The sequence below is a fragment of the Dictyobacter vulcani genome (assembly GCF_008974265.1).
Taxonomy (GTDB): domain Bacteria; phylum Chloroflexota; class Ktedonobacteria; order Ktedonobacterales; family Ktedonobacteraceae; genus Dictyobacter; species Dictyobacter vulcani.
Genome location: NZ_BKZW01000001.1, coordinates 1,239,823 through 1,262,174 on the forward strand (window position 1 = coordinate 1,239,823; position 22,352 = coordinate 1,262,174).

The following is a 22,352-nucleotide window of genomic DNA, read 5'->3' on the forward strand; positions in this document are numbered from 1 at the left end:
CACTTATTCCAGGCTATAAGATAAACACATAAAGACTTCCAACCGATAGTGACATGTGCTCATATTTACCAACTCACAGACAAGCTAATGTGTAAGCAAGCCAAAGGGCTCAAAAAATGAAGCGAAAAAGAAAATTTTTCCTTAAAAAATATATCTGCTTCCTGAGTGTTCCGTGATATACTGTTGAATAGACATTCCATACTAGCCAGAAAAGTATTTGTGGACGCCGTTCTCTCACGGCTAACTACGCGCTCACACGCTTGCATGCATAGCGGTGCTCTTGAAAAACAATCGTGAACGCCGCTCACTCGCGGCTAGCTACACACACATGTTTGAATGGCAGACAAAAAAAATATAACCTCACCTATCTAGGAAGCAGGAACAAGATGCTCAATTCAGTTTCACTGAAGGCTGTGAATAGCTCGCGCTTTTCGCAGCGTTTTATCCGTCCACGTTATGATTCCTATTGCTTCTCTAATATTCCCTCGACAATTCAGTTTCTGCTCACAGGTAACGGTCAAAGCGCACTGCCACTCGATGTTTTTGGGGACTTGCCAACGCAGTATGATACTGTTGTCTTGTTTTTTATCGATGCGTTTGGCTGGCGCTTCTTCGAGAAGTATGCAAACAAGTATGAGTTTCTCAAGACGATTGTCGATGAGGGCGTGGTCTCAAAATTAACGTCACAGTTTCCATCAACCACGGCGGCCCATGTAACCTGCATTCACACTGGACTCAATGTGGGTCAGAGCGGCGTCTATGAATGGAGCTACTATGAGCCACTGGTCAATGATATTATTTCGCCGCTCACTTTTTCTTTTGCTGGCGATAAGTTTGCTCGCGACACCATCAAGCACTCGGGCATTGCGCCAACAGCTTTTTTTCCTCAGAAAACCTTTTATCAGACCCTGGGTGAACAAGGTGTAGATTCACACATCCTGCAATTTCAAGCCTATACACCTTCGACGTATTCTGATATTGTTTTTCGCGGAGCTGAGGTTCATCCCTATCGGGTGATCTCTGAAGCCTTCACCAATCTCAGCGTGATGCTGAGACGTCCACAAAAGCGGCCAACCTACTACTTTCTCTACTTTGATCGCATCGACACCACCTGCCATAACTATGGTCCTTCCTCAAAGCAACTGGATGAGGCGGTCGATTCCTGCTTTAAGCAGATGAATGAGCTTTTCCTTAAAACCACCCGCCATAAGGCAGGCAAGACGCTGTTCATGATGACCGCAGACCATGGACAAGTGGAGGTCAGTCCTTATAAAACCTATTATCTGAATCAGCAGATGCCAATCATCAATCGCTACCTGAAAACCAATAGCCATGGCCGCGTCCTGGCTCCGGCCGGCTCGGCACGCGATATGTTCCTGCATATTAAAGAGGAATATCTGACGACGGCGGTCACAGAGTTAAAGCAACGCCTGGCGAATCGAGCCGAGGTGTATCTGACGAAGGATCTACTGGCTCAGAATTTCTTTGGCCTGCAGCCTCCATCACGTACATTCTTGAATCGGGTCGGCAACGTGGTGATCCTTCCTTATAAGCGTGAGACCGTGTGGTGGTATGAGGAAAATAAGTTTAGTATGCACTTCCATGGCCATCATGGCGGCTTAACCCCTGAAGAAATGGAAATACCACTTTTGTTGCTCGAACTTTGATAAGCAACAAAAGTGGTACATTTGCGTATTATGCTCGTAATAGTTCAGCTTTACGGCTTATTCGTAGCGTAACACCTCTAGAGGCCGCACACGCACGGCACCCCAGGCAACGCAGATCGCGATCAGCATCGATAACACAACCGAACCAAGCACCAGTCCCAGCACAGTAGGGGTATCAACAGTAAAGTTCGCGCCAAAGACCTGCTGGCCAAGGATCCAGGTAATCAACGACGCCAGCGACATCGCAACCAGCGCCCCCAGTCCACCAACCAGACCATTTTCGAGCATGACCTCGCTCAAGATCGTCCGACTGGTATAGCCCACAGACTTCAGAATACCAAGCTCACGGCGCCGCTCTAGCATGGCCAGCGCCACCGCGTTCGCGATAATAATCAAGCCCGCAAGCAAGGTCAGGGAAGCAATAGTGGTCAGAGTCAGCAGGATATCATTCAGAAGCTGATTAATAAAATCCGTCAGACTGGCCAGATTTAAGAGAAAGGCTTTGGGAACCGTCTGTCCGATCAGGTCCACAGCGCTATTCAGTCTGGCGGGATCGATCTTCATATAAAAGGCCGTCTGCGCGAGGCCAGCGGGTGAGAGTGCTTTGACGGTATCAACTGTGCCCAGGATCGGTTCCAGGTTTGCTCCCAGAGTCTTAGAATCATAAAAGCCAACGATGGTCACCGTTTTACTGCTCGCCTGATCCACACCGATCAGCGTAATCTTATCGCCAACCGCTAATTTCACGCCCTCCAACTGTGTCAGGGATGAACGCACCAGCACATTGTTCGTTCCAGCATCATTACTGGTAAGGTTACGCCCTGCCTTGATCTCCAAAAAATTGAGCGAGGGAAGCTGATTATTACCGACATCATAGCCTTCAACACCATTTAAGAAGGAGGTCAACTGGCGGCGCACCTTCTGTGTTTTGCTCCCATTCAGATAGATTTGAACAGGCTGTCCCTTGATAGCAGCAGGCACCGTCGAGGCCAGATCGCGCTGTTGATAGGCACCCAATCCAGGAATACGCGGCAGTAGATCATGCAATTTCTTGCTGTCGTCATTCGAGGTAATCGCATAGACATTATAGTTGAGCGTATGCGAAATGACCTCATTCACCTGAGTACGCAGATTTTGTCCCAATGCCAGGATCAGACCGATCGTGAAGATGCCGACAAAGAGGGCCAGCATCGTCGTGGTTGTGCGTGCCCGCTGCCTGCCCAGATTGCGCAAAGCCATTTTGGCCGTCGCCTTCATGCTGCGCGGAACAAACATAATAAGCAGTCCCAGCAGCGCAAAACCCAGGAAAAGTAGCCCATAGGGCGCCTGCACCCGATAGAGTCCATAGGCTACCGCCGCCACGACTACTACCAGTAAAAGATGCCAGAAACTAAAGCGTTCCGGCACGGGTAAGCGACTGATCAGCAAGATCAAGAGACTCAGGAACAGGCTGAGCAAGCCGAGGAAGATGAAGATACCATACACTGAGATCGCGCCCAGGCGGATATCACCGTTAAGAATTACGATGGAGAGTACGCAGAACAACACCGAGAGCACAATCAACAAGAGTCCAGTCAGCAAGAGACTCCCAACGCGCCGACCCTCTGGCAGTTCGCGAATAACATTCAATGGCCGAATATTGGCGGCCTGTACAATCGGCAAGAGTCCAAAGATCAGCGCGGTTGCTACGCCGATCATGACGCCGCCCAGGATCGTAAACCAGTCAAAGACAAAAGGCACATTTAAACCAAAGTTCTGCTCAACCAGGTTACGTACCAGATAACTGATACCTGTGGCAGCCAGGGCTCCGATGATACCACCAAGCAGTCCGAGTAGTCCTGCTTCCAGACCGAACAACAGATAAAGGTCAAAACGCCGATAGCCAGTCGTCTTGAGCATCGCGATCTCGGTACGTCGACGCGAGAGCAAGACCTGCATTGTGTTGACAATGCCAACACCACCGATCAGCAAGGCCAGCAAACCAGCGATCTCCAGAAATTTACGAATATTATCAATAACCGTTTGCTGCTGCTTGAGGACATCGGCCGCAGTCTGCGTGGTCGCAATCGGGAATTGTTGCTGGATCTTTTTGACCGCGCTATCGATTTTTGCCTGCTCGGCCGTCACATCTACCGTATCATAGGTAATCGCCGCTTTAGGGTCAGCCGCTTTATAATCATTGACCGCCAGCAGGACCACGCTACCCGACTGGGCCAGCACACCCGTTTCGGTCACGATACCAGCAATTCTGGCATGGATAACACGCCCGGTTTTGACGGTCAGGCGACCACTACCACTGAAGCCACTCCCGATGGTGATATCAAAATGATCGCCCAGCTTCATTTTATATTGATCAATAAAGGGCTGGGTCACCACTATCCCGTTGTCTTTGACCAGATCAGCCAGATTACCCCGACTGGGACTGGTAAAGGTGGGTGGAGTCACGGTCGCGGCTGGATAATGTGCCGCATCAATGACACGGATGCTAAAGGTTTGCCGCTTTGAGGCCTGGCCTCCCGTGGAAGCCTGGGTGGTGATCACAGGAGTATAATCGGTGATCGTGCCATCTTTTTTCAGGGCCTCAAAATGCTTTAAATCATCCTGGCTGAAAGATTGCTGCGAACGAATAGCGATATCACCACCGTTGGCATCGCGCACATTGCCGGTAAAAGCATTGTTAATCATCAAGCCAACCAGTTGCAGGGCCACAATCGCCATCACCCCCACGGCCACGCAAAAAACAGCCAGCAGGGTCCGCTGTCCGCCCCGAAAGAGGGAACGTGAGGTATAGTTAAAGTACATCGAGGCTCTCATTACTGCGTGATTCTCCCGCCTGTGGCATCGATGTCTCCAACCAGACCATCAACAATGCGGATGGCATGGTCAGCATGGCTGGCTACATTTGGATCATGGGTAGCGATGATAAAAGTTTTTCCGGTCTGCGCACGGAGGTCTGCAATCAAGCTCAATACATTTTCGCCGTTGCGGGCATCCAGGTTACCGGTTGGCTCATCAGCAATTACAATGGCAGGATCAGTCGAAAGGGCGCGAGCGATAGCCACACGCTGCTGCTCACCACCAGACAACTGGCTGGGGCGGTGCCCCAGGCGGTGCGAAAGGCCAACCAGCGTCAGCAGTTGTTTCGCTCGGGCCGAAGGCGATCCTTTATGTTTGCCAACATACAACGGTACCTCGACATTTTCCTGCGCCGTCAGCGTCGGAATCAGATTGAAGGCCTGAAAGACCATACCGATCTTCTGATTGCGCACCGCCGCCAGTTTCCCCTCACTCATCCGTGCGATATCAATCCCATCCACCAGCACCTGCCCACTGGTAGGATTATCCAGTCCAGCGATAATGCCCAACAACGTACTCTTACCGGAACCAGAAGGGCCTACGATCGAGACAAACTCACCACTGAGAATCTGAAAGCTAATACCTTTAAGAATATCTATGCGCTCTCGTCCTAAGGGAAGACTTTTCGTAATATCACGCACATCCATAACTATGTTGCGCGACGCCAGAGAGACCTGATTCTTCTCTCCTGTCGCCTGTTGGGTAACTATTTCATCCATGGAAGCAACCGCTCTCCTTTTATACAGGGCAATATACATTGAAACGATATATCTTTTCTATACAAGTCAAATACCCCGGTCTCAAGACGCGGGGCTTGGATCTAAGCTCCATCGCAACTCAGCATACTTTTGCAAGCGTGCTGCTTTGATTTCATCGCTCGATCCATCAGGGGTTAATGACAACAACCCTGTACTCGTCCAGTCTTGCCGGACGAGCAACGTGCGCATCGTGACATTTCTCGCTCCTACCAGATCGGCATGAAGCGTATACATACAATTCTGACAGACAAAGAGCAAGCCATGCTTGGGACGATTATCCGGTGTGGTATGCCCACACATCGGACACGCTTGCGAGGTGTAATGGGTATCTACCTTGATTGCCATCGAACTATGCAAGAGGGCCTTATAAGCAATCATGCTCTGCAATTCAGCAAAACTCCATTTGGAGTACGCATGATTTGCCTTACGTTGTTTTTTTGACGCTTTCTTCCCCTTGCGACGGCGGGTTCGCTCTCTGATATCTGCCAGATTTTCTAAACCGATCAAACTGTGAGGGTGAGCTGTGACGATGCTTTTTGAGACTCGATGATTGGCGTCTAATTTTAACCGTCTCTCTCGTCCACTGATCGCCACCAAACGGCGGGTCGCAGAACGAGTGCCTTGTTTCTGAAGACGCTTTCTCAGTCTCGCGTAATGGTTCGCTTTGGGCACAATTTGTTTGCCTGCATAGAAGGTACATGCGCCTTTGGTGTCACTCGTGACAGCCAGATAGCGTACACCAACATCCACACCAGCAATACCTGTATGCGTGTCAGGTGTTGGATCTGCCGTATTGATTTCCAGGGCGACTAATAAATAGAACGTTTTCCTGGGCTTATCATACCAAAGTTGCGCTGCACCAATGTCTGCTCCATGTTGAATGAGTGCAACATGCTGGTTATAGCCTGTATACGAGACAATAACACGGCCCTCAAGCGTCAAGATGCTCACCTGTTGATCTTTCTTAAAGGTATAATCTTTGCGGCTCTGATACGTCAGCGTCGGAGAGACATACTTGGGTGCTTGATCCAATCCCTTATACCGTTTCTTGGTATATCCGGACTTCCGTGCTTCTGCGTTTTTCTTTACTTTCGTCCACAGGGCTTTATACGTAGCTCCGACCTGGCGAGGGACGGAACAGGCCATTTGCGAAGGGAGATGAAAACAAGCGCGAATCTCATCATAGGTGCCTTCTTGCAGCCGCACAGCATTACTCATCTTGCCATGTGTAAAAGCGTACTGACTTACAGAATTCAATGCATCCCGATATGCAAGTTGAGTAGCACGTAATGCGGCAAACTGTTCTGATGTCGTATTCAGTTTTAACTTCGCGGTAATCATCGTTTTCATATAAAATATTCTGTCATATTTTCAACTACCTGTCAAGTAAAAATAAAGGCTGAACGAACGCATGTTTCACCCTGATACCCAAGCCCCAAAGAAGGTAGGTCCATTCCTTCCCGGTCTCAAGACACGGGGGCTCCTGGACTGATCATGTGACATTAGGGCCCGCGGAATCGGGTCAAGGGGAAATCACCTGTCAGGAGGTAGTCGTCGATGAGTACCGCTACGTAGCATAGCACGTAAAAAAAGAGACGAATAGAGATTTACGTGTCTTGCTAACGCTCTCTAAACCAGCATGAATAGCGCTCGCTGGCGCTATTGCCATGGCTATTTCTATAGCAAGCGACAGGTACTCATATACTAATCTATATACTGATACGTAACAGCTTTCGCTCAGGTTATATCTATAAATGAAAGTGCTTATGCGTAGGCCCGTTGCTAGTTTATAGCATGGTCATCGATTTTCGGCCGTGTTATACTTCCCTGTAAATAGGGTTAAAAAAGCCATTAGGGATGAAAAAAGCCTTAATGGCTCTTCGTGATGGGCTGGCTTCTGGCCTTTTTTCATGGTTTCCTGGTTAATGGCACGTTAAATTGTCAATCCTATTGGTCTATGCTATACTGCACAGAAATAGTGTGGCGCATTCTGTGTCCCAGTCTAACAATGTTCCAGTGATAATGCGCCCAATGGGAAGAAGATAGGGGCATCTTTACAGACGCTCCTGGAAAAGATTTGAACCTACCCAGTTGAGAGGAAAATATTTATGCGGCGAGGAACAATTGGCCTCCTCTTATTTATCATTTTGTTAGCCGCGGGCGCATCATTTGTCGTCTTCTGGCCCAACGCTAGCAATGGTAAGCCCCTGTATGGTATCAACAATCCATTTACTACCACTTTAGGTCTGGATCTACAGGGCGGCACGCGTATCCAACTCGAGCCGAAACCAGGCCAGGGCTCGATTAACCACGATAATATGGAAACCACACGCCAGTTGCTCGAAACCCGTATCAATGGTGGTTTGAGTGTTAAAGAGCCCAGTGTGCGTCTCCAGGAGGGTATTGGTACCAGCAATATCAGTATCGTGGTTGACCTGCCAAAGTTCAGTGGTAACCAGGAAGATGCCCTGCGCACCCTGTTGAAAACCGGTAAGTTGGAGTTCTGGGATACCGGCACCAGCGGTGGCCTGCAACAGAATCAGGCATTTGATCCTAATCAGTATGCACAGTATAATCCCGGTGGCAAAGCTCTCTTCACCGGTAATGATCTGGATCCGAATAATTTAAGCCCTGGTCAGGATCCACAGACAGGTGCCTACCTGATCCAGTTCCAGATGAAGAATAATGGTGCGGCTGCCAGATTTGGCTCATTTACAGCCAGCCATATTGGTCACTACCTGACGGTAACGCTGGACCGCGTGGTCGTCACCTCACCAGTCATTCAAAGCGCTATTACTGGTCCTGGTAGCATCAATGGTAACTTCACTCTGACTGAGGCCCAGCAGACCGTTAACATCCTCAAGGTTGGTGCTCTGCCGATTGCGCTTCAGGAGACCAGCGAACAAGTTATTGGTGGCACTCTGGGTGCAGAGACAATTAGCCGTAGCCTGCTGGCTGGTGCGATCGGTCTCAGTATCGTTGCCCTCTTCATGCTGATCTACTATCGCCTGCCCGGCTTGCTGGCCGACGTCGCGCTGGTCCTGTATGCAGTTTTGACCTTTGCCATCTTTAAACTGATCGGTGTAACCATGTCGCTGGCCGGTATCGCCGGTTTCATCCTGTCGATTGGTATGGCGGTAGACGCGAATGTGCTCATCTTTGAACGCGTAAAAGAAGAGCTGCGCTCAGGCCGCTTATTAGCATCCGCCATCGATATTGGTTGGAAACGCGCCTGGCCTTCGATTCGCGACTCGAACATCTCAACGATGATCACCTGCGCAGTCCTGTATGCCTTTGGCAGTAACTTTGGTGCCACGATTATCGTTGGTTTCGCCACTACACTGTTCCTGGGCGTCATCATTAGTATGTTTACCGCCGTTGTCGTCACCCGCACCTTCTTGAATCTGCTTGTGCCGACGGGCGTCATCAATCACCCTGCACTGTTTGGATTACCTGCCGATGCTCTGCCTAGCTCAAAAGTGGCTGCACGGCGCAACAGCACGGTGTAGAGGAGGCTGCAGTGTTAAACTTAGTCAAATATCGCAAGCTGTTCTTGCTGATCTCGCTGATCGTCATTATTCCTGGTACCATCTCGTTGATCATTTTCGGCTTAAATGTCGGTATCGATTTTGCCGGTGGTTCCAACGTGGTGTTGCGTCCGCAACGTCCGTTTACAGACACCGATACTGTACGTAAGCTGCTCACGCCTCTCCACCTGGACGGCGATACAGTCGTACTGGGAACAGATGCCAAATCGGGCAGTAATACCGCCTGGATTCGCCTGGATTCGCAGATCGATAGTGCAGGAATTCAAAAATTTGAAGATGCGCTGTCAAAAAAATATAACCAGCAACCTTTACACTTTGATGTCAGTACTATTCCTGACAAAAAACCTTATACACTGCTGGTCGCTTCTCAATTAAAAGACTTGCCCACATCCTCTGATGTAAAGTCTACCTTAAGCAGCGTTTCTACCAATAGTGATGCCAGCAAGTCAGCTAAAGTACAGGATGTACAGGTTGGCAATAGCAGTCAGACCGTTAATATCCTGACCAAGACATCTATCATCCGGGCTGCCGGTAGTGATAGCAACAAAGTAGATCTGAACCAGGTCCAGAATGCCTTCTTACAAAACGGTGGACCATACTTCCTGGTACAGAGTAGCTCACAGGTAGGTGCTTCGGTAGCTGGCCGTACTATTGAGATGTCGATCCTGGCTGTGATCGCGGCTTCGTTCCTGATCCTGCTGTATGTCTGGTTCTCGTTCCGGAAAATCCCACGCGCCCTGCGCTATGGCGTCTGTGCTATCGTCGCCTTGCTACACGACGTACTGGTGGTGCTGGGTATCTTCTCGATCCTGGGTAAATTCTTCAACATGCAGATCGACTCCCTGTTTATCACTGCCTTGTTGACGGTCATTGGTTTCTCCGTCCACGATACTATCGTAGTATTCGACCGGGTGCGCGAAAATATGCAGCGCCAGACGGTTGAAACCTTTGAAGAAGTGGTCAACGCCAGCCTGATTCAAACCCTGGCTCGTTCGTTGAATACCTCCCTGACCGTGCTTTTTACCCTGTTAACCCTGACGCTCTTTACAGGTATCGGCACCGATATCCATACGTTTACCCTGACCCTGCTGATCGGTATTTTCAGCGGTACCTACTCCTCGATCTTCAATGCCAGTATGATGCTGGTCATCTGGGAAAAAGGCGAGCTGGGCTTCAAATACCTGCAGCGCAACCGTGATGAGAAACAGTTTAGCAGCAAGCGCGATCGCGAGGTCCGTGAGTTTGCACAGACCCGTGGCTAGTACTCTGTAGCCGCTGCTGTCCTCTCAAGCACACATTCAGTGAGAACCGATTGACAGACATGTCCGTTAGAATGGACAATGAAAGTCAATCGGTTCTTTTCATTTATAGAAGTTACCAGAGAAAAAATGCTACGGGCTTTTTAGATATGAGTAACATGGGAGTAACGATGTTAACTGCGTTGGATCACATTATTATCGGGGTCAATAATCTCACGCACGCTGATCGTCTATTTGCTGAACACCTGGGATTAATCAGCAGTGGTGGCGGGAATCATCCCAGCGGGGGTACAGCGAATCGCATTATTGTGATTGGGGATACGTATCTGGAATTGATTGCGGTACGTGCGCCCGAGGAAGCCCAGCAGAGTATGCTGACACGCCTGGCGAAGGGGGATGGCTACTTGAACTGTGTCCTGGCCTCTGATGACATCGTGAGCGATAGCCGGGCTATGTTTGAACGCGGCGTCAAAATTATTGGGCCAAATCAAGGATCATTGAAAAGTGCCGATGGAAGTGTCAGGAACTGGCAACGTACCGATGTTGAGCGACCTGATCTCACACAACATTATCCCTTTATTATCCAGCACGATAGCAGCGGCGAGGAGCGGCAGAGACGACTGGCTGGCGGCAAGATACCCCCTATCCATCCATTAGGAGTCCAGTCTGTCCTTAGCGCTACCCTGGCCACCTCAGAGCTGTCAGAGGCCCGTCAGCGTTTCCAGCACATTTATGGCTTAACACCGACTACCCAATCACAACAAAGTACCTGGGGAGCAGAACTGGTGAGCTTTCCACTGGCAAATCAGCAACAGAGGTTGGAACTGGCGGCGCCGGTAGCGGGTCAGCAGGTTGAGCTAGCACTAGAGGACACACTTGCCACGCATGTACGAAACTTTGGGGAAAGTCTCTATCGCATTACCCTGGGAGTAAGCAACCTTGCTGCCAGTCAACAATATCTGGATAACCATAATGTAGGCTACACAGCGCTGCACGTGGGTCAGCCAACGCTATGGTTACATCCAAAGCAAACCGCCGGGGCAACAATTGTCCTGCAGGAAGCCTGATAACACCGCTCAAAAAAGTAGAGCCGGCACTTCGTGACTATTCATATCTGGTCACGAAGTGCAGCTTGCGATCAAATACCTTCTCAAATAAATCAGCCTTTTCTTGCGCATGTTCCAGCTCTACATCGATATCTGCCAATGCACGAACCCATAGGTATATAGTCCAATGCTTATCTGTACAATGATCAAGATCAGCAGCTACCTTGAGTATGCGACCATCATGATTATAATCAAAGGCGTCGGCAATCCGCAGCAGAGCCGCCAGTGCGGAGACTCGTTTGCGCGAAGATGCCGAGAGGGTGGCGTATTCTTCATGTTCAGTACTGGGTAAGGCTCGTCGATGATAGCGAGCAATACAGGCAATCTCATGACGCTGCTTCTCAGAAAAATCAGGCAAGGGTGTAGCATTAATCAAGCGGTAAGAATGCTTATGATGGCGGCGGGCTTCCACCATCATACCTGTATTATGCAGCAGAGCGGCTCGCTCTAATAAACGCAATGCATGCTTGCCGTATTTGTGCAGTGGCCGCGTTGCTTCAAACAACTGTATGGAGAGACGCATTACTTGTCGAGCATGGGGCCAGTCTTCAACTTGTAGGCCCCGCTTAAACGGAGTTCATCCGTCGTCGGTTGATCATGTCTCATCCAACTCAATGTTTCAACCGAATCTTGCATCATCATGCGTATTTACCTCCAGAAATACAGTAGATATCCAGGGCTTTCCTTGGGCCGCCAATAATTCCCCCCACCCGCAACATTCTCATCATTTCACTCATTACACGAACCTGACACAACAGTAGTCACAGTCATTATGCTTCTTTTTTATCAAGAAGGAAAGACTATGCAACCATTATTCCTTTTAGTTATAGCTGACAACCCTGGCTACGCGTCCTTGAGTATATCCAGAACTTGTCGCTTGAAATTTTGTGCTTTAAGCTGATACCAGTGCTCACGAAACTCGTTGTACTGGTGCTCACGTTGCTGCTGCAATTGGTTGAGCAATACTTCCAGTCCTTCGCGCTGCTCTGCCGTGAGCTTCGAAGAAGGCTGTAATAAGTGTTCAACCAGAGCTGGATTGACCATGAGACGACCATTATCAGCATGTTGAGCAACTGTAGTGAGCGCATGCTCATAGACGGATCCACTATCCTGTCCACCCAGACAGAGGCGCAGCAAAGCGATCATCACATCATCATCGTGTAACGAGCCCAGTTCTTCTTGAACTTGTTCTACTTCTTTGAGAATTTCCCCACTTTCCGCGGTGAAAGCATCTGAAAAGATCTCCAGGGTATAACGCAAGCGCTTGGCAGCGATGCGCAAATTATGCAGGCTTTGTATTTCGTAGGGATTGTCGACATAGGCATCCCAACGATACATTTCTTCCAGACGGATACTGGCAATTTTGCGTGCATTCTCCCCAACGGAAGCGTGCACATCCAGACCTGTAACTTTTTTTGCTTTTACCATGATCAGGCCTTCCCTTCAGGTAAGCAGGCGTGTAGGTCTTGCAAGAACGCCTTATCATCCAGCTGCCGCAAATATTTCTCCAATTGTCGCTGATGCTGCTGGCGATAATTATCTAATTGCTCAACCAGCCAGTTACAAGCAGCCTGCTCAGCTGAAGAGCTCTGCTCTCCTTGCTGACGGATATTCTCAATCATTACATCTGTATCACGTGCCAGACCCAGTATGTCGGCAATATTTTTTACCTGTTGATAGGCAGTTTTAAAACGTTTAGGCTCGCAGACGGATTGATAAGCATCCATAACTGCCCGTAAGCGTCGCGAGGCCACACGCATCTTATGGACCGCTTCAATATCATCATGCCGCAGTACCGCTTCGCGCCAGCTGAACATCGTATCAGCACGCTCCTGGAACATTCTGCGCCCAGCCTCACCAAAAGATTCTTGCGCGATCATGGTGTCTGAGGACGCTATGTTATCCTTGATTAATTGCTGGGAAGCCTCTTCACCTTGTCTGGCCTGCTGCTCAGCATGCTGTAACCATTGCTCTCCATTGCGAGCATACGCGAGAGCCAGGCCTTCACGAATACCGAATGAACTAATGTGAAGCTCCTTAAGCTTGAATGTCTCAAGCAGAGCGCTCAAAATCAAGGCTCCAGCGGTTATAATCCGCGCACGCTTAGTATCTAGCTGATAACGCTCAGCAATCTCTTCGGCAGGTAAGGCCCAGAGGATTCCCTGGCAGCGTAACAGGTCGTCATGAGTAAGCGTGGTTCGCTCAGCGTCGAGACCAAAGGCACGTTGGGCAAGGAGTAACAAAGTGTTTGCGCTCCCCCCGTGGCCAGGAGCACAGGAGGAAAAGATTTGATGTTAAGCCCCCAAGGTAGGTGCGTAAAAATGTGAGGGCTGTTGTGCGGTCAGCCTCGGTTGGTGGATCACTTAAATAGCGATCATGTAGCCAGCCAGAGCCAATTGGTAGAGACGTATGCCAGGAGATTTCCAGGTTCCGAGCAAAAACTAACTCGGTGCTACCGCCGCCCATGTCCATGACGGCAATTCGCGTTGGTGACTGAGGACGCTGACTCACCTCATATGTTGCACCATAGAAAGTAAGTGTCGCCTCAACATCGCCGCTAATGCAGTGTACCTCGATACCTGTCTGCTCATAGATAGCTTGCAAAAAAGCATCGCGATTGGTCGCTTTACGAATCGCTTCTGTCGCAATAGCTACTATAGTATTTGCCGCATGCTTTTCGGCTAAAGATTTAAATTTCTTTAACACCGAGAGGGCATGTGCTTGCTTCTCAACAGAAATTTCGCCAGTAGCATTGACGCTTTCACCAATGCGGACCAATGCCTCATCAGCATCCAGAATCTGGAACTCTGAGGAAGAACAGCGGGCAATCACAACACGTAGTGTATTACTACCAATGTCAATTGCAGCACATATAGTTGCGATTTTTTCTTGCATGAAAGGCACCAAATTTCTAGCATTCTACAAAACACGTATACGTCAATACATAATGTATCGAGCAATAGTACTCCAGGCACACAGACACCCAGGTTTATTCCTTGGGGAAACATCAATGTTATTATAACATGAATTTAACTAGTCTATAAGGTTGATTTTAGAGAAAGATAAAGCTCTCCTAATCATTAGTTCGTCCAAATATACTGGATAGCATAGCAAAGAGAAACCGAGCCAGAATAGTCAAAAATTATGCGCTTAAAACTATTGACAGTCTGAGGAAGATCCTGTAAGATATACCCATCCTAAGCCGAAGTGGTGAAATTGGTAGACACGCAACGTTCAGGGCGTTGTGCTCGAAAGGGCATGGGGGTTCGAGTCCCCCTTCGGCACCAATAACCGCCTTCCATTGATTGACGATGGAAGGCGGTTTTGTTTTATATGCCAGGTAGGTCCGTGCCTCAACAAAAGCTGCAATATAACCAGCGTACAGTAAGAGAATCAAAAAAATGGCAATACCATCTATCTCTTTTTGCCTGCTCCGGAAAAGAGCGTAAAAAAAGATGCTAATGCATGAAATATCTCATTGACAAGTTGAGGGAAATCCTGTAAGATATATCCATTCCAAGCCGAAGTGGTGAAATTGGTAGACACGCAACGTTCAGGGCGTTGTGCTCGAAAGGGCATGGGGGTTCGAGTCCCCCCTTCGGCACCAATAACCGCCTTCCATTGATTGACGATGGAAGGCGGCTTTGTTTTTATTATCCTGAAAAATTAGCCTGCTCAATTTTCCATAATCCATCAGCCTGTCTATCAATGCTACCCTCCCAGTAATAATAGTGCATATTTTTATCGCTGCTTACCTGTACAGTTAAAATAACATCCACATCGGTGCTGGTGTGTTCAACCAGTTGGCGAAACTCAATGTCACTATGTTGGAAGTGATCATAACTATTTATGAAGCGCTGATAGTTTACCTGTTTCTGAAAATGTGGACTGCACAATGCGTATGCTCCCTGGTAATTCTGTTGATGAAGATCTGCATAAAATTGATCGACTACTATTCTCGCTTGCGCCGCAGGAGTTAAGGGTGGGCTGGCGAAGGCTCCCAGGATATGCAAAAAGCCAAGAGCAACAATCACAACCAGGACTAAAAAGGGCATACTTTTTAGTAGCAGAGAGTGTATTCCATGGGATTTGCGGGAGATGGTTGAGGGGAATGAGAATAGCCACTCTGGCTGGATCGATAAATCGCTCTCCTCTATCTGCGGAGTGCTCTCCGCGAGCTGCTTATTTTCCAGCTCAGCAGTGCTGCCAGGGAGATAAGCAAAGGACGGGGACATGGAAATAGCGTCAGGTGGACAGAGATCAACCAGAGTAGATATAGGAGTTGCAGGATGAATATAGTGCATACTCTGTTGTGGCGATCTGGTAGCTGGTGCAAGGGCTAAAGCAAAGGCTCTGGCTAGCTCACCGGCCGAGTGATAGCGCTCTTCACACTTCTTTGCCGTTGCTTTCAGCAGCACTCTGGTTAACACCGGAGGAAGTTCTGGATTCAGAGCATGTATGGAGGGCAGTGGCTCTTGAAGATGCTGACGCATAATTGCATATGCGCTTTCGGCTTTAAAAGGAACATGACCAGAGAGTAACTGAAAGAGCAAGATACCTAACTGGTAAATATCGGATGAAGAGGTCAACAGCTCGCCCTGAACCATTTCTGGAGACATATACAGGGGAGTTGTAACGTATTCTCCTGCCTGATCACTACCCGAACTTGTGGGACGCATGGACATGCTGGCGAAATCAGTAAGGACTAAATGACCATCTGGATAAAGCAGGCAATTTGCTGGCTTTAGATTGCCATGGATTATTCCTTGTCGATGAATATAATCAAGGGCAGTAGCAATCTGTAATAAATATGTCAGTACTTGCCGGGGCGCTAATGTACCATGCCGCTTTAATACATGCTCCAGACTACCGCCACCAATGTAAGGCAGCACCAGGTAAGCCTGTTGATTACAATCATCATAGTCTAACAACGAAATAATATTAGGATGGTCCAGTTGAGTAAGGCCAGTCATAGTATGAGGAAATTTCAAAGAAGAGTCATGATCAACTGGAGAATGAGATTGCGCTACCTTCACGGCCACCAGGCGTCCAGGATGTAACTGCCTGGCCAGATAAACAGTACTCCAGTCGCCATAGCCAACAATTTTCTCGAGTGTATAGTTTCCCAGAACTGTTCCGCTAAAATCATCGTTTACCTTCATGAAGATAGACGCCCTTTTCACTAAATTGGTACAATGTAAAAAGGCTGCAAGTATGAATCTTGAATAGATAAATCGCTTTACATGAGAAAGACGTGAAAAGCAAACGGAAAAATAAGTGATGACGGATGTTCAGGAAACTTGTCACACAAACAAAAAAAGGACTCGTTATATATATAACGAATCCAGGAGGGTTTTTCTGTATGCTATGTTTTTAAACAACTGCAATAACGTATATCCTCAATTTTGCCGAGCGCCTCTGCCAGCCGATGAGCTGAAGCCGAGTGCACTCACGAGAGTGTCCACGATGAAGATACTGATGTGAAACAAGCCGTACGATCATTAGGGCGACTTCGCTACGCCTGTTACCAGGTGTCCACGTGTCGTCTATCTACCAGGTCGTCTTCCTGGGATCTTGATCACACGAAGTGATGGGAAAACTCGTCTTGGGTGCGGCTTCGCGCTTAGATGCCTTCAGCGCTTATCCTTTCTCGACATAGCTATCCAGCTCTGGCCCGGGCAGGCCAACTGGCACACCAGCGGTCGAGCCATCTCGGTCCTCTCGTACTGGAGATGACGCCCCTCAATTTTCCTACGCCCACGACGGATAGAGACCGAACTGTCTCGCGACGTTCTGAACCCAGCTCGCGTGCCGCTTTCATGGGCGAACAGCCCAACCCTTGGGACCTACTCCAGCCCCAGGATGCGACGAGCCGACATCGAGGTGCCAAACCTTGCCGTCGATATGAACTCTTGGGCAAGATAAGCCTGTTATCCCCGGGGTAGCTTTTATCCGTTGAGCCACACTCCTTCCACTCGGGAATGTGGGATCACTAAGCCCGACTTTCGTCCCTGCTCGACCTGTCCGTCTTGCAGTCAAGCTCCCTTCTGCCTTTGCACTCTTACGGGTGATGTCCATCCACCCTGAGGGAACCTTTGGGCGCCTCCGTTACGCTTTGGGAGGCGACCGCCCCAGTCAAACTACCCGCCTGATCTTGTCTACGTCCCGGCTCACGGTGACGTATGAGAAACAAACCGCAACGAGAGTGGTATTTCACTGTTGTCTCCCCTACCCCCACAGGGATAGGTTCTCCGACTCCCACCTATGCTACGCACGCTTCAACTCGTTTCCAGGTCAAGGTGTAGTAAAGCTCCACGGGGTCTTTTTGTCCTGTCGTGGGTAACCCGTATCTTCACGGGTACTTCAATTTCGCCGAGTCCTCTGTCGAGACAGCGCTCAACTCGTTACTCCTTTCGTGCGGGTCGGAACTTACCCGACAAGGAATTTCGCTACCTTAGGACCGTTATAGTTACGGCCGCCGTTCACCGGGGCTTAGATTCGCAGCTACGATCACCGCTCCTCGTAACCTTCCGGCACTGGGCAGGAGTCAGCCCCTATACTTCCGCTTTCGCGTTCGCAGAGACCTGTGTTTTTGGTAAACAGTCGGTTGAGCCAATTTCTTGCAACCCCCTCACGCCGCTCCGAAGAGCCTCGCTACTAGGGCACCCCTTCTTCCGAAGGTACGGGGTTAATTTGCCGAGTTCCTTAACAGAGGGTCGCTCGATCACCTGGGGAGATTTCCCCCTGCCTACCAGTGTCGGTTTGCGGTACGGGCGGAGAAGCATTCTGGCGAGAGGCTTTTCTCGGCGGCGTAGGGGCCAATGACTTCCGCGGACTGACGTCCGCTCGCTGCACGTGTCATGCACAGGAAACCGGGATTTTCCTCGGTTTCGCACTTCGCCGTACAGACCCATCCTGTCCAATCGATGGGCTCACCTTCCTTACCGCGTCCCCCCATTGCTCATAACAAATGTCTCCGGTGCAGGAATGTCCAACCTGCTTGCCATCGCCTACGACTATAACGTCCTCGGCTTAGGACCCGACTCACCCTGGGACGATTGACGGTGCCCAGGAACCCTCAGGCATTCGGTGTGTCTGGTTATCACAGACATGACGCTACTCATTCCGGCATTCTCACTTCTCTTCGCTCCACCAGTCCTCACGGTCTGGCTTCTCTGCTTGAGAACGCTCCCCTACCAATCCTGTAAAAACAGGATTCCATGGCTTCGGTATGATGCTTGAGCCTCGGTACGTTGTCGGTGCCACTACACTCGACCAGTGAGCTATTACGCACTCTTTAAATGATGGCTGCTTCTAAGCCAACATCCTGGCTGTTTGGGCGTACTGACTCCCTTTTACACTAAGCATCAATTTGGAGACCTTAGCCGATGGTCTGGGCTGTTTCCCTTTTGACGACGAAGCTTAGCCCCCGCCGTCTCACTTGCATGCATGCTGTCCTGGCATTCGGAGTTTGGTTGAGTTTGGTAACCAGCACGTGGCCCCTAGCTCATTCAGTGCTCTACCTCCAGGATAGTGTTTCATACAGCTGTACCTCAATACATTTCGGGGAGAACCAGCTATCTCCGTGTTCGATTGGAATTTCTCCCCTATCCACAAGTCATCCCCCAGTTTTGCAACACTGGTGGGTTCGAGCCTCGACGGACTGTCACATCCGCTTCACTCTGCTCATGGATAGCTCACACGGTTTCGGGTCGCATCGCCGCAACCGCTCGCCTTGTTCAGACTCGGTTGCCCTGGGGCTCCCCAGCTTTACCACTGGTTAACCAGGCTACGACGATGCACTCGCCGGATCATTCTACAAAAGGCACGCCATCAGCCCTTAGTTCCGCAACGGAACAGTGGCCTCTGACTGCTGGTGAGTACGTGGTTTCAGGGTCTCTTTCATCCCCCTCTCGGGGTGCTTTTCACCTTTCCCTCACGGTACTTGTTCGCTATCGGTCGCTAAAGATGTGTAGCCTTGGAGGGTGGTCCCCCCAGCTTCCCACAAGGTTTCACGTGCCTCGTGGTACTCAGGATACCGACCCACGCTTCTCGCTCGTCCTCTACGGGACTGTCACCCGCTCTGGTTCTGCTTTCCAACAGATTCAAGTAAGCAAAAATTGTTTGTTGTCGGTCCTACAACCCCGATCATCTCGAAAGATGGTCGGTTTGGGCTCCTCCCGGTTCGCTCGCCACTACTACGGGAATCTCGGTTGATTTCTTTTCGTCGAGTTACTGAGATGTTTCAGTTCACCCGCTGCCCCCCGTCACTGCCTATGTGTTCAGCAGGCGGTCTCCAGACATCACTCTGGAGGAGTTGCCTCATTCGGAATCTCGGGGTTCATCGCTTGCATGCAGCTCCCCCCGAACGTTTCGCCGGTCTCCGCGTCCTTCTTCGGTCTTTAGCGCCAAGGCATCCACCTCGTACTCTGTGTAGCTTGTTCTCTGATTCTTCATCATGTGTGTCTGTGAATGCTTGATCTCTTGATTTTTTTCGCAAAAAATTGCGATCCTCTGCTTCAACTCTGGCTGGCATAAATCGCTCAGCAAAATTGAAGATATACGTTATTTAGTTGTCAAGGTGCGATGCTGGCAGGCCACACACCGGAGCGTGTGTCTGTTGACCCCAACATCTGGAGAGTGGAAACCAGTCCAACGGCTGGCACAAATGCGTTCTCGTCCTGTTCGACCTGGAAGTGTGATGAGTATAAACGTCTTTCGGTGAAAGACACCCATCAAAGCTCCCTAGAAAGGAGGTGATCCAGCCGCACCTTCCGGTACGGCTACCTTGTTACGACTTCACCCCAATCACTGACCCCACCCTCGACGCTTGCCCCTCTTGCGAGTTAGCCCAGCGGCTTCAAGTGTTGCCAACTTTCGTGGTGTGACGGGCGGTGTGTACAAGACCCGGGAACGTATTCACCGTAGTGTGCTGACCTACGGTTACTAGCAACTCCAACTTCATGGAGGCGGGTTGCAGCCTCCAATCTGAACTGAGGCCAGGTTTGACGAGATTGGCTCCCTCTCGCGAGTTCGCGACTCTTTGTCCTGACCATTGTAGCGTGTGTGTCGCCCAAAGCGTAAGGGCCGTGCTGACTTGACGTCATCCCCGCCTTCCTCCATTTTAAAATGGCAGTTTCGCTAGAGAAATTCAACTAACGACAGGGGTTGCGCTCGTTGCGGGACTTAACCCAACATCTCACGACACGAGCTGACGACAGCCATGCAGCACCTGTGGATCCGCCCCGAAGGGACAGCCAATTACGGCTGGTGCAAATCCATGTCAAGCCTTGGTAAGGTTCTTCGCGTTGCATCGAATTAAACCACACGCTCCGCTGCTTGTGCGGGTCCCCGTCAATTCCTTTGAGTTTTAATCTTGCGACCGTACTCCCCAGGCGGACCACTTCTTGTGTTAACTGCGACACTGAGGGGGTCGATACCCCCAACGTCTAGTGGTCATCGTTTACGGCTAGGACTACCAGGGTATCTAATCCTGTTCGCTCCCCTAGCTTTCGCACCTGAGCGTCAGATGCTTCCCAGGACACTGCCTTCGCCATCGGTGTTCCTCCGGATATCTACGCATTTCACCACTCCACCCGGAATTCCGTGTCCCTCTGAAGCCCTCAAGTCAGACAGTATCCGAAGTACTTCGTCAGTTGAGCTGACGACTGTCACTCCAGACTAATCTGACCGCCTGCGTGCGCTTTACGCCCAATAAATCCGGACAACGCTTGCCCCCTACGTATTACCGCGGCTGCTGGCACGTAGTTAGCCGGGGCTGATTCCTCTGGTACCGTCCGTTCTCGTCCCAGAGAAAAGCAGTTTACGATCCGAAAACCTTCATCCTGCACGCGGCGTTGCTCGTTCAGGGTTGCCCCCATTGACGAAAATTCCTCACTGCTGCCCCCCGTAGGAGTCTGGGCCGTTCTCAATCCCAGTGTGGCTGATCGTCCTCTCAGACCAGCTATCGATCGTCGTCTTGGTAAGCCATTACCTCACCAACTAACTAATCGAGCGCAGGCTCATCCTCAGGCGCCCTTACGAGCTTTGCTCTTGCGAGCCTATGCGGTATTGTCGGCGATTTCTCGCCGGTATTCCTCACCTGATGGTAGATTGCCCACGTGTTACTCACCCGTCCGCCACTCCCTGCTTGCGCAGAGCGTTCGACTTGCATGTGTTAGGCACGCCGCCAGCGTTTATCCTGAGCCAGGATCAAACTCGCCATCCAATTTTTTATATAACAGCTACTCAACGAGTAACTATTCATTGCATGTGAAGTTGCGATCAAGGCCAAGTCTTACAACATTGGCTGTAATTGTTCGCAGATTATTGTTGTGATCACTACTATACTTGCATACAGTAGGATCGAATTGACAGGAAACTAGAAACGATTTATGTTGTTCCAGTTGCTGTTCTGCTTTCCACTCTTCAGTTGTCAAGGTGCCCACGAACCGCAGTTCGTGTGGAACGATCAAGCGCTGCATTTCTGCTTGCTTGTCTCGTGTGGCTGTAGTATCGCAGATCTATTGTGCTTTGTCAAGCGTTTTTCCGACCAATTTTTCAGGTCCGCCGAAATCTCATATCCCTGCTCGTAAGAGCCGGGATCCATACACCTCTCTGCAAAAAAGGCCAAAGCCTTCTCATTTTCTCAACATATGGTTGGGAAGACACAGGAGATCTTTGATCTCGAGGAAACCACCTTAGCGTGGCACAACGGATGCGAAGGGACAGGAGCACTCCAGCTTGTTAAGCCTGGTGATTGTCGTCTTTCTGCAGCTCGATGATTATGCCATACCCTGGATGTTCCTGTCAAGTACTTTCTCTCTTAATTTTAACTCGACCACAAAATTAATTCTCCGTTCAAAAGAAAAAAGGAAAATCGCGGCCCGGGTAAAAATTGTTGTCAAAAAGGGGGTTGACAAGGATCAGTCTTTCAGGTAAGATACTCCTCGTGAACAAAACCACTTGTCTGTGCAGGCGAGCTGGTGACTGTAGCGAAGAGGGCACACCCGTTCCCATCCCGAACACGGAAGTTAAGCTCTTCATCCCCGATGATACTACGTGGGCAACTGCGTGGGAAAATAGGAAGTCGCCGTCTCACCTGCCCATATGGGTGGTTTTTTTATGCCCCTCGGCCCCCTCCAGGTAGATTCTCACT

General features: G+C 49.9%; 13 protein-coding genes, 2 tRNA genes and 3 rRNA genes. 7 read left to right on the forward strand and 11 right to left on the reverse strand.

Going from position 1 to position 22,352, the window contains the following annotated elements:
• The first annotated feature begins 386 nt into the window (after positions 1 to 386).
• Complete coding sequence (locus KDW_RS05210) at positions 387 to 1,667, forward strand: alkaline phosphatase family protein (RefSeq protein ID WP_151754977.1); 1,281 nt, start codon at positions 387 to 389, stop codon at positions 1,665 to 1,667.
• A 57-nt stretch (positions 1,668 to 1,724) separates the two neighbouring features.
• Here KDW_RS05210 and KDW_RS05215 read toward each other — a convergent pair whose 3' ends face one another.
• The 3 genes from KDW_RS05215 to KDW_RS05225 form a co-directional block, all read right to left on the reverse strand.
• Positions 1,725 to 4,481, reverse strand: coding sequence for an ABC transporter permease (locus tag KDW_RS05215; RefSeq protein WP_151754978.1), 2,757 nt, complete (start codon positions 4,479 to 4,481; stop codon positions 1,725 to 1,727).
• Entirely contained in the window at positions 4,481 to 5,170 is a 690-nt protein-coding gene (locus KDW_RS05220; protein ID WP_371876246.1) for an ABC transporter ATP-binding protein, read from the reverse strand. Before KDW_RS05220 ends, KDW_RS05215 begins: the two co-directional genes overlap by 1 nt.
• Positions 5,171 to 5,323: 153 nt before the next feature.
• On the reverse strand, positions 5,324 to 6,631 hold the full coding sequence (locus tag KDW_RS05225; RefSeq protein ID WP_151754980.1) for an RNA-guided endonuclease InsQ/TnpB family protein: 1,308 nt from the start codon (positions 6,629 to 6,631) through the stop codon (positions 5,324 to 5,326).
• Between the two features lie 758 nt (positions 6,632 to 7,389).
• On the opposite strand from KDW_RS05225, the gene secD reads away from it, so the two are divergent.
• The 3 genes from secD to KDW_RS05240 all read left to right on the forward strand — a co-directional run bounded on the left by secD (position 7,390) and on the right by KDW_RS05240 (position 11,155).
• A complete protein-coding gene (gene secD, locus KDW_RS05230) occupies positions 7,390 to 8,790 on the forward strand; it encodes a protein translocase subunit SecD (RefSeq protein WP_151754981.1) in 1,401 nt (466 codons plus the stop codon).
• A gap of 11 nt (positions 8,791 to 8,801) precedes the next feature.
• Complete coding sequence (gene secF / locus KDW_RS05235) at positions 8,802 to 10,091, forward strand: protein translocase subunit SecF (protein WP_151754982.1); 1,290 nt, start codon at positions 8,802 to 8,804, stop codon at positions 10,089 to 10,091.
• 167 nt (positions 10,092 to 10,258) lie between these two features.
• On the forward strand, positions 10,259 to 11,155 hold the full coding sequence (locus KDW_RS05240; protein WP_162004969.1) for a VOC family protein: 897 nt from the start codon (positions 10,259 to 10,261) through the stop codon (positions 11,153 to 11,155).
• 37 nt (positions 11,156 to 11,192) lie between these two features.
• Here KDW_RS05240 and KDW_RS05245 read toward each other — a convergent pair whose 3' ends face one another.
• The 4 genes from KDW_RS05245 to KDW_RS34840 all read right to left on the reverse strand — a co-directional run bounded on the left by KDW_RS05245 (position 11,193) and on the right by KDW_RS34840 (position 14,089).
• On the reverse strand, positions 11,193 to 11,699 hold the full coding sequence (locus KDW_RS05245) for an HD domain-containing protein (RefSeq protein ID WP_162004970.1): 507 nt from the start codon (positions 11,697 to 11,699) through the stop codon (positions 11,193 to 11,195).
• Between the two features lie 338 nt (positions 11,700 to 12,037).
• Positions 12,038 to 12,622, reverse strand: a complete 585-nt coding sequence (locus tag KDW_RS34830; RefSeq protein WP_151754985.1) for a CHAD domain-containing protein — start codon at positions 12,620 to 12,622, stop codon at positions 12,038 to 12,040.
• 2 nt (positions 12,623 to 12,624) lie between these two features.
• Entirely contained in the window at positions 12,625 to 13,437 is an 813-nt protein-coding gene (locus KDW_RS34835) for a CHAD domain-containing protein (RefSeq protein ID WP_151754986.1), read from the reverse strand.
• Positions 13,397 to 14,089, reverse strand: a complete 693-nt coding sequence (locus KDW_RS34840) for a Ppx/GppA phosphatase family protein (RefSeq protein ID WP_151754987.1) — start codon at positions 14,087 to 14,089, stop codon at positions 13,397 to 13,399. The genes KDW_RS34835 and KDW_RS34840 overlap by 41 nt, the downstream gene beginning before the upstream one ends.
• A 306-nt stretch (positions 14,090 to 14,395) precedes the next feature.
• Between KDW_RS34840 and KDW_RS05265 the strand changes: the two genes are divergently transcribed.
• Both KDW_RS05265 and KDW_RS05270 read left to right on the forward strand, forming a co-directional pair.
• A tRNA-Leu gene (locus KDW_RS05265) sits at positions 14,396 to 14,481 on the forward strand.
• A 233-nt stretch (positions 14,482 to 14,714) separates the two neighbouring features.
• Positions 14,715 to 14,801 (forward strand) — tRNA-Leu (locus tag KDW_RS05270).
• Positions 14,802 to 14,847: 46 nt separating this feature from the next.
• Here the strand turns inward: KDW_RS05270 and KDW_RS05275 are convergent.
• From KDW_RS05275 to KDW_RS05285, 4 genes are all read right to left on the reverse strand, one after another.
• Complete coding sequence (locus KDW_RS05275) at positions 14,848 to 16,356, reverse strand: serine/threonine protein kinase (protein WP_151754988.1); 1,509 nt, start codon at positions 16,354 to 16,356, stop codon at positions 14,848 to 14,850.
• A gap of 319 nt (positions 16,357 to 16,675) precedes the next feature.
• A 23S ribosomal RNA gene (locus tag KDW_RS05280) occupies positions 16,676 to 19,638 on the reverse strand.
• A gap of 132 nt (positions 19,639 to 19,770) precedes the next feature.
• Positions 19,771 to 19,926, reverse strand: coding sequence for a hypothetical protein (locus KDW_RS31575; protein ID WP_162004971.1), 156 nt, complete (start codon positions 19,924 to 19,926; stop codon positions 19,771 to 19,773).
• Between the two features lie 17 nt (positions 19,927 to 19,943).
• Positions 19,944 to 21,422 (reverse strand): 16S ribosomal RNA (locus KDW_RS05285).
• 753 nt (positions 21,423 to 22,175) lie between these two features.
• On the opposite strand from KDW_RS05285, the gene rrf reads away from it, so the two are divergent.
• Positions 22,176 to 22,292 (forward strand): 5S ribosomal RNA (gene rrf, locus KDW_RS05290).
• Positions 22,293 to 22,352 lie beyond the last annotated feature (60 nt).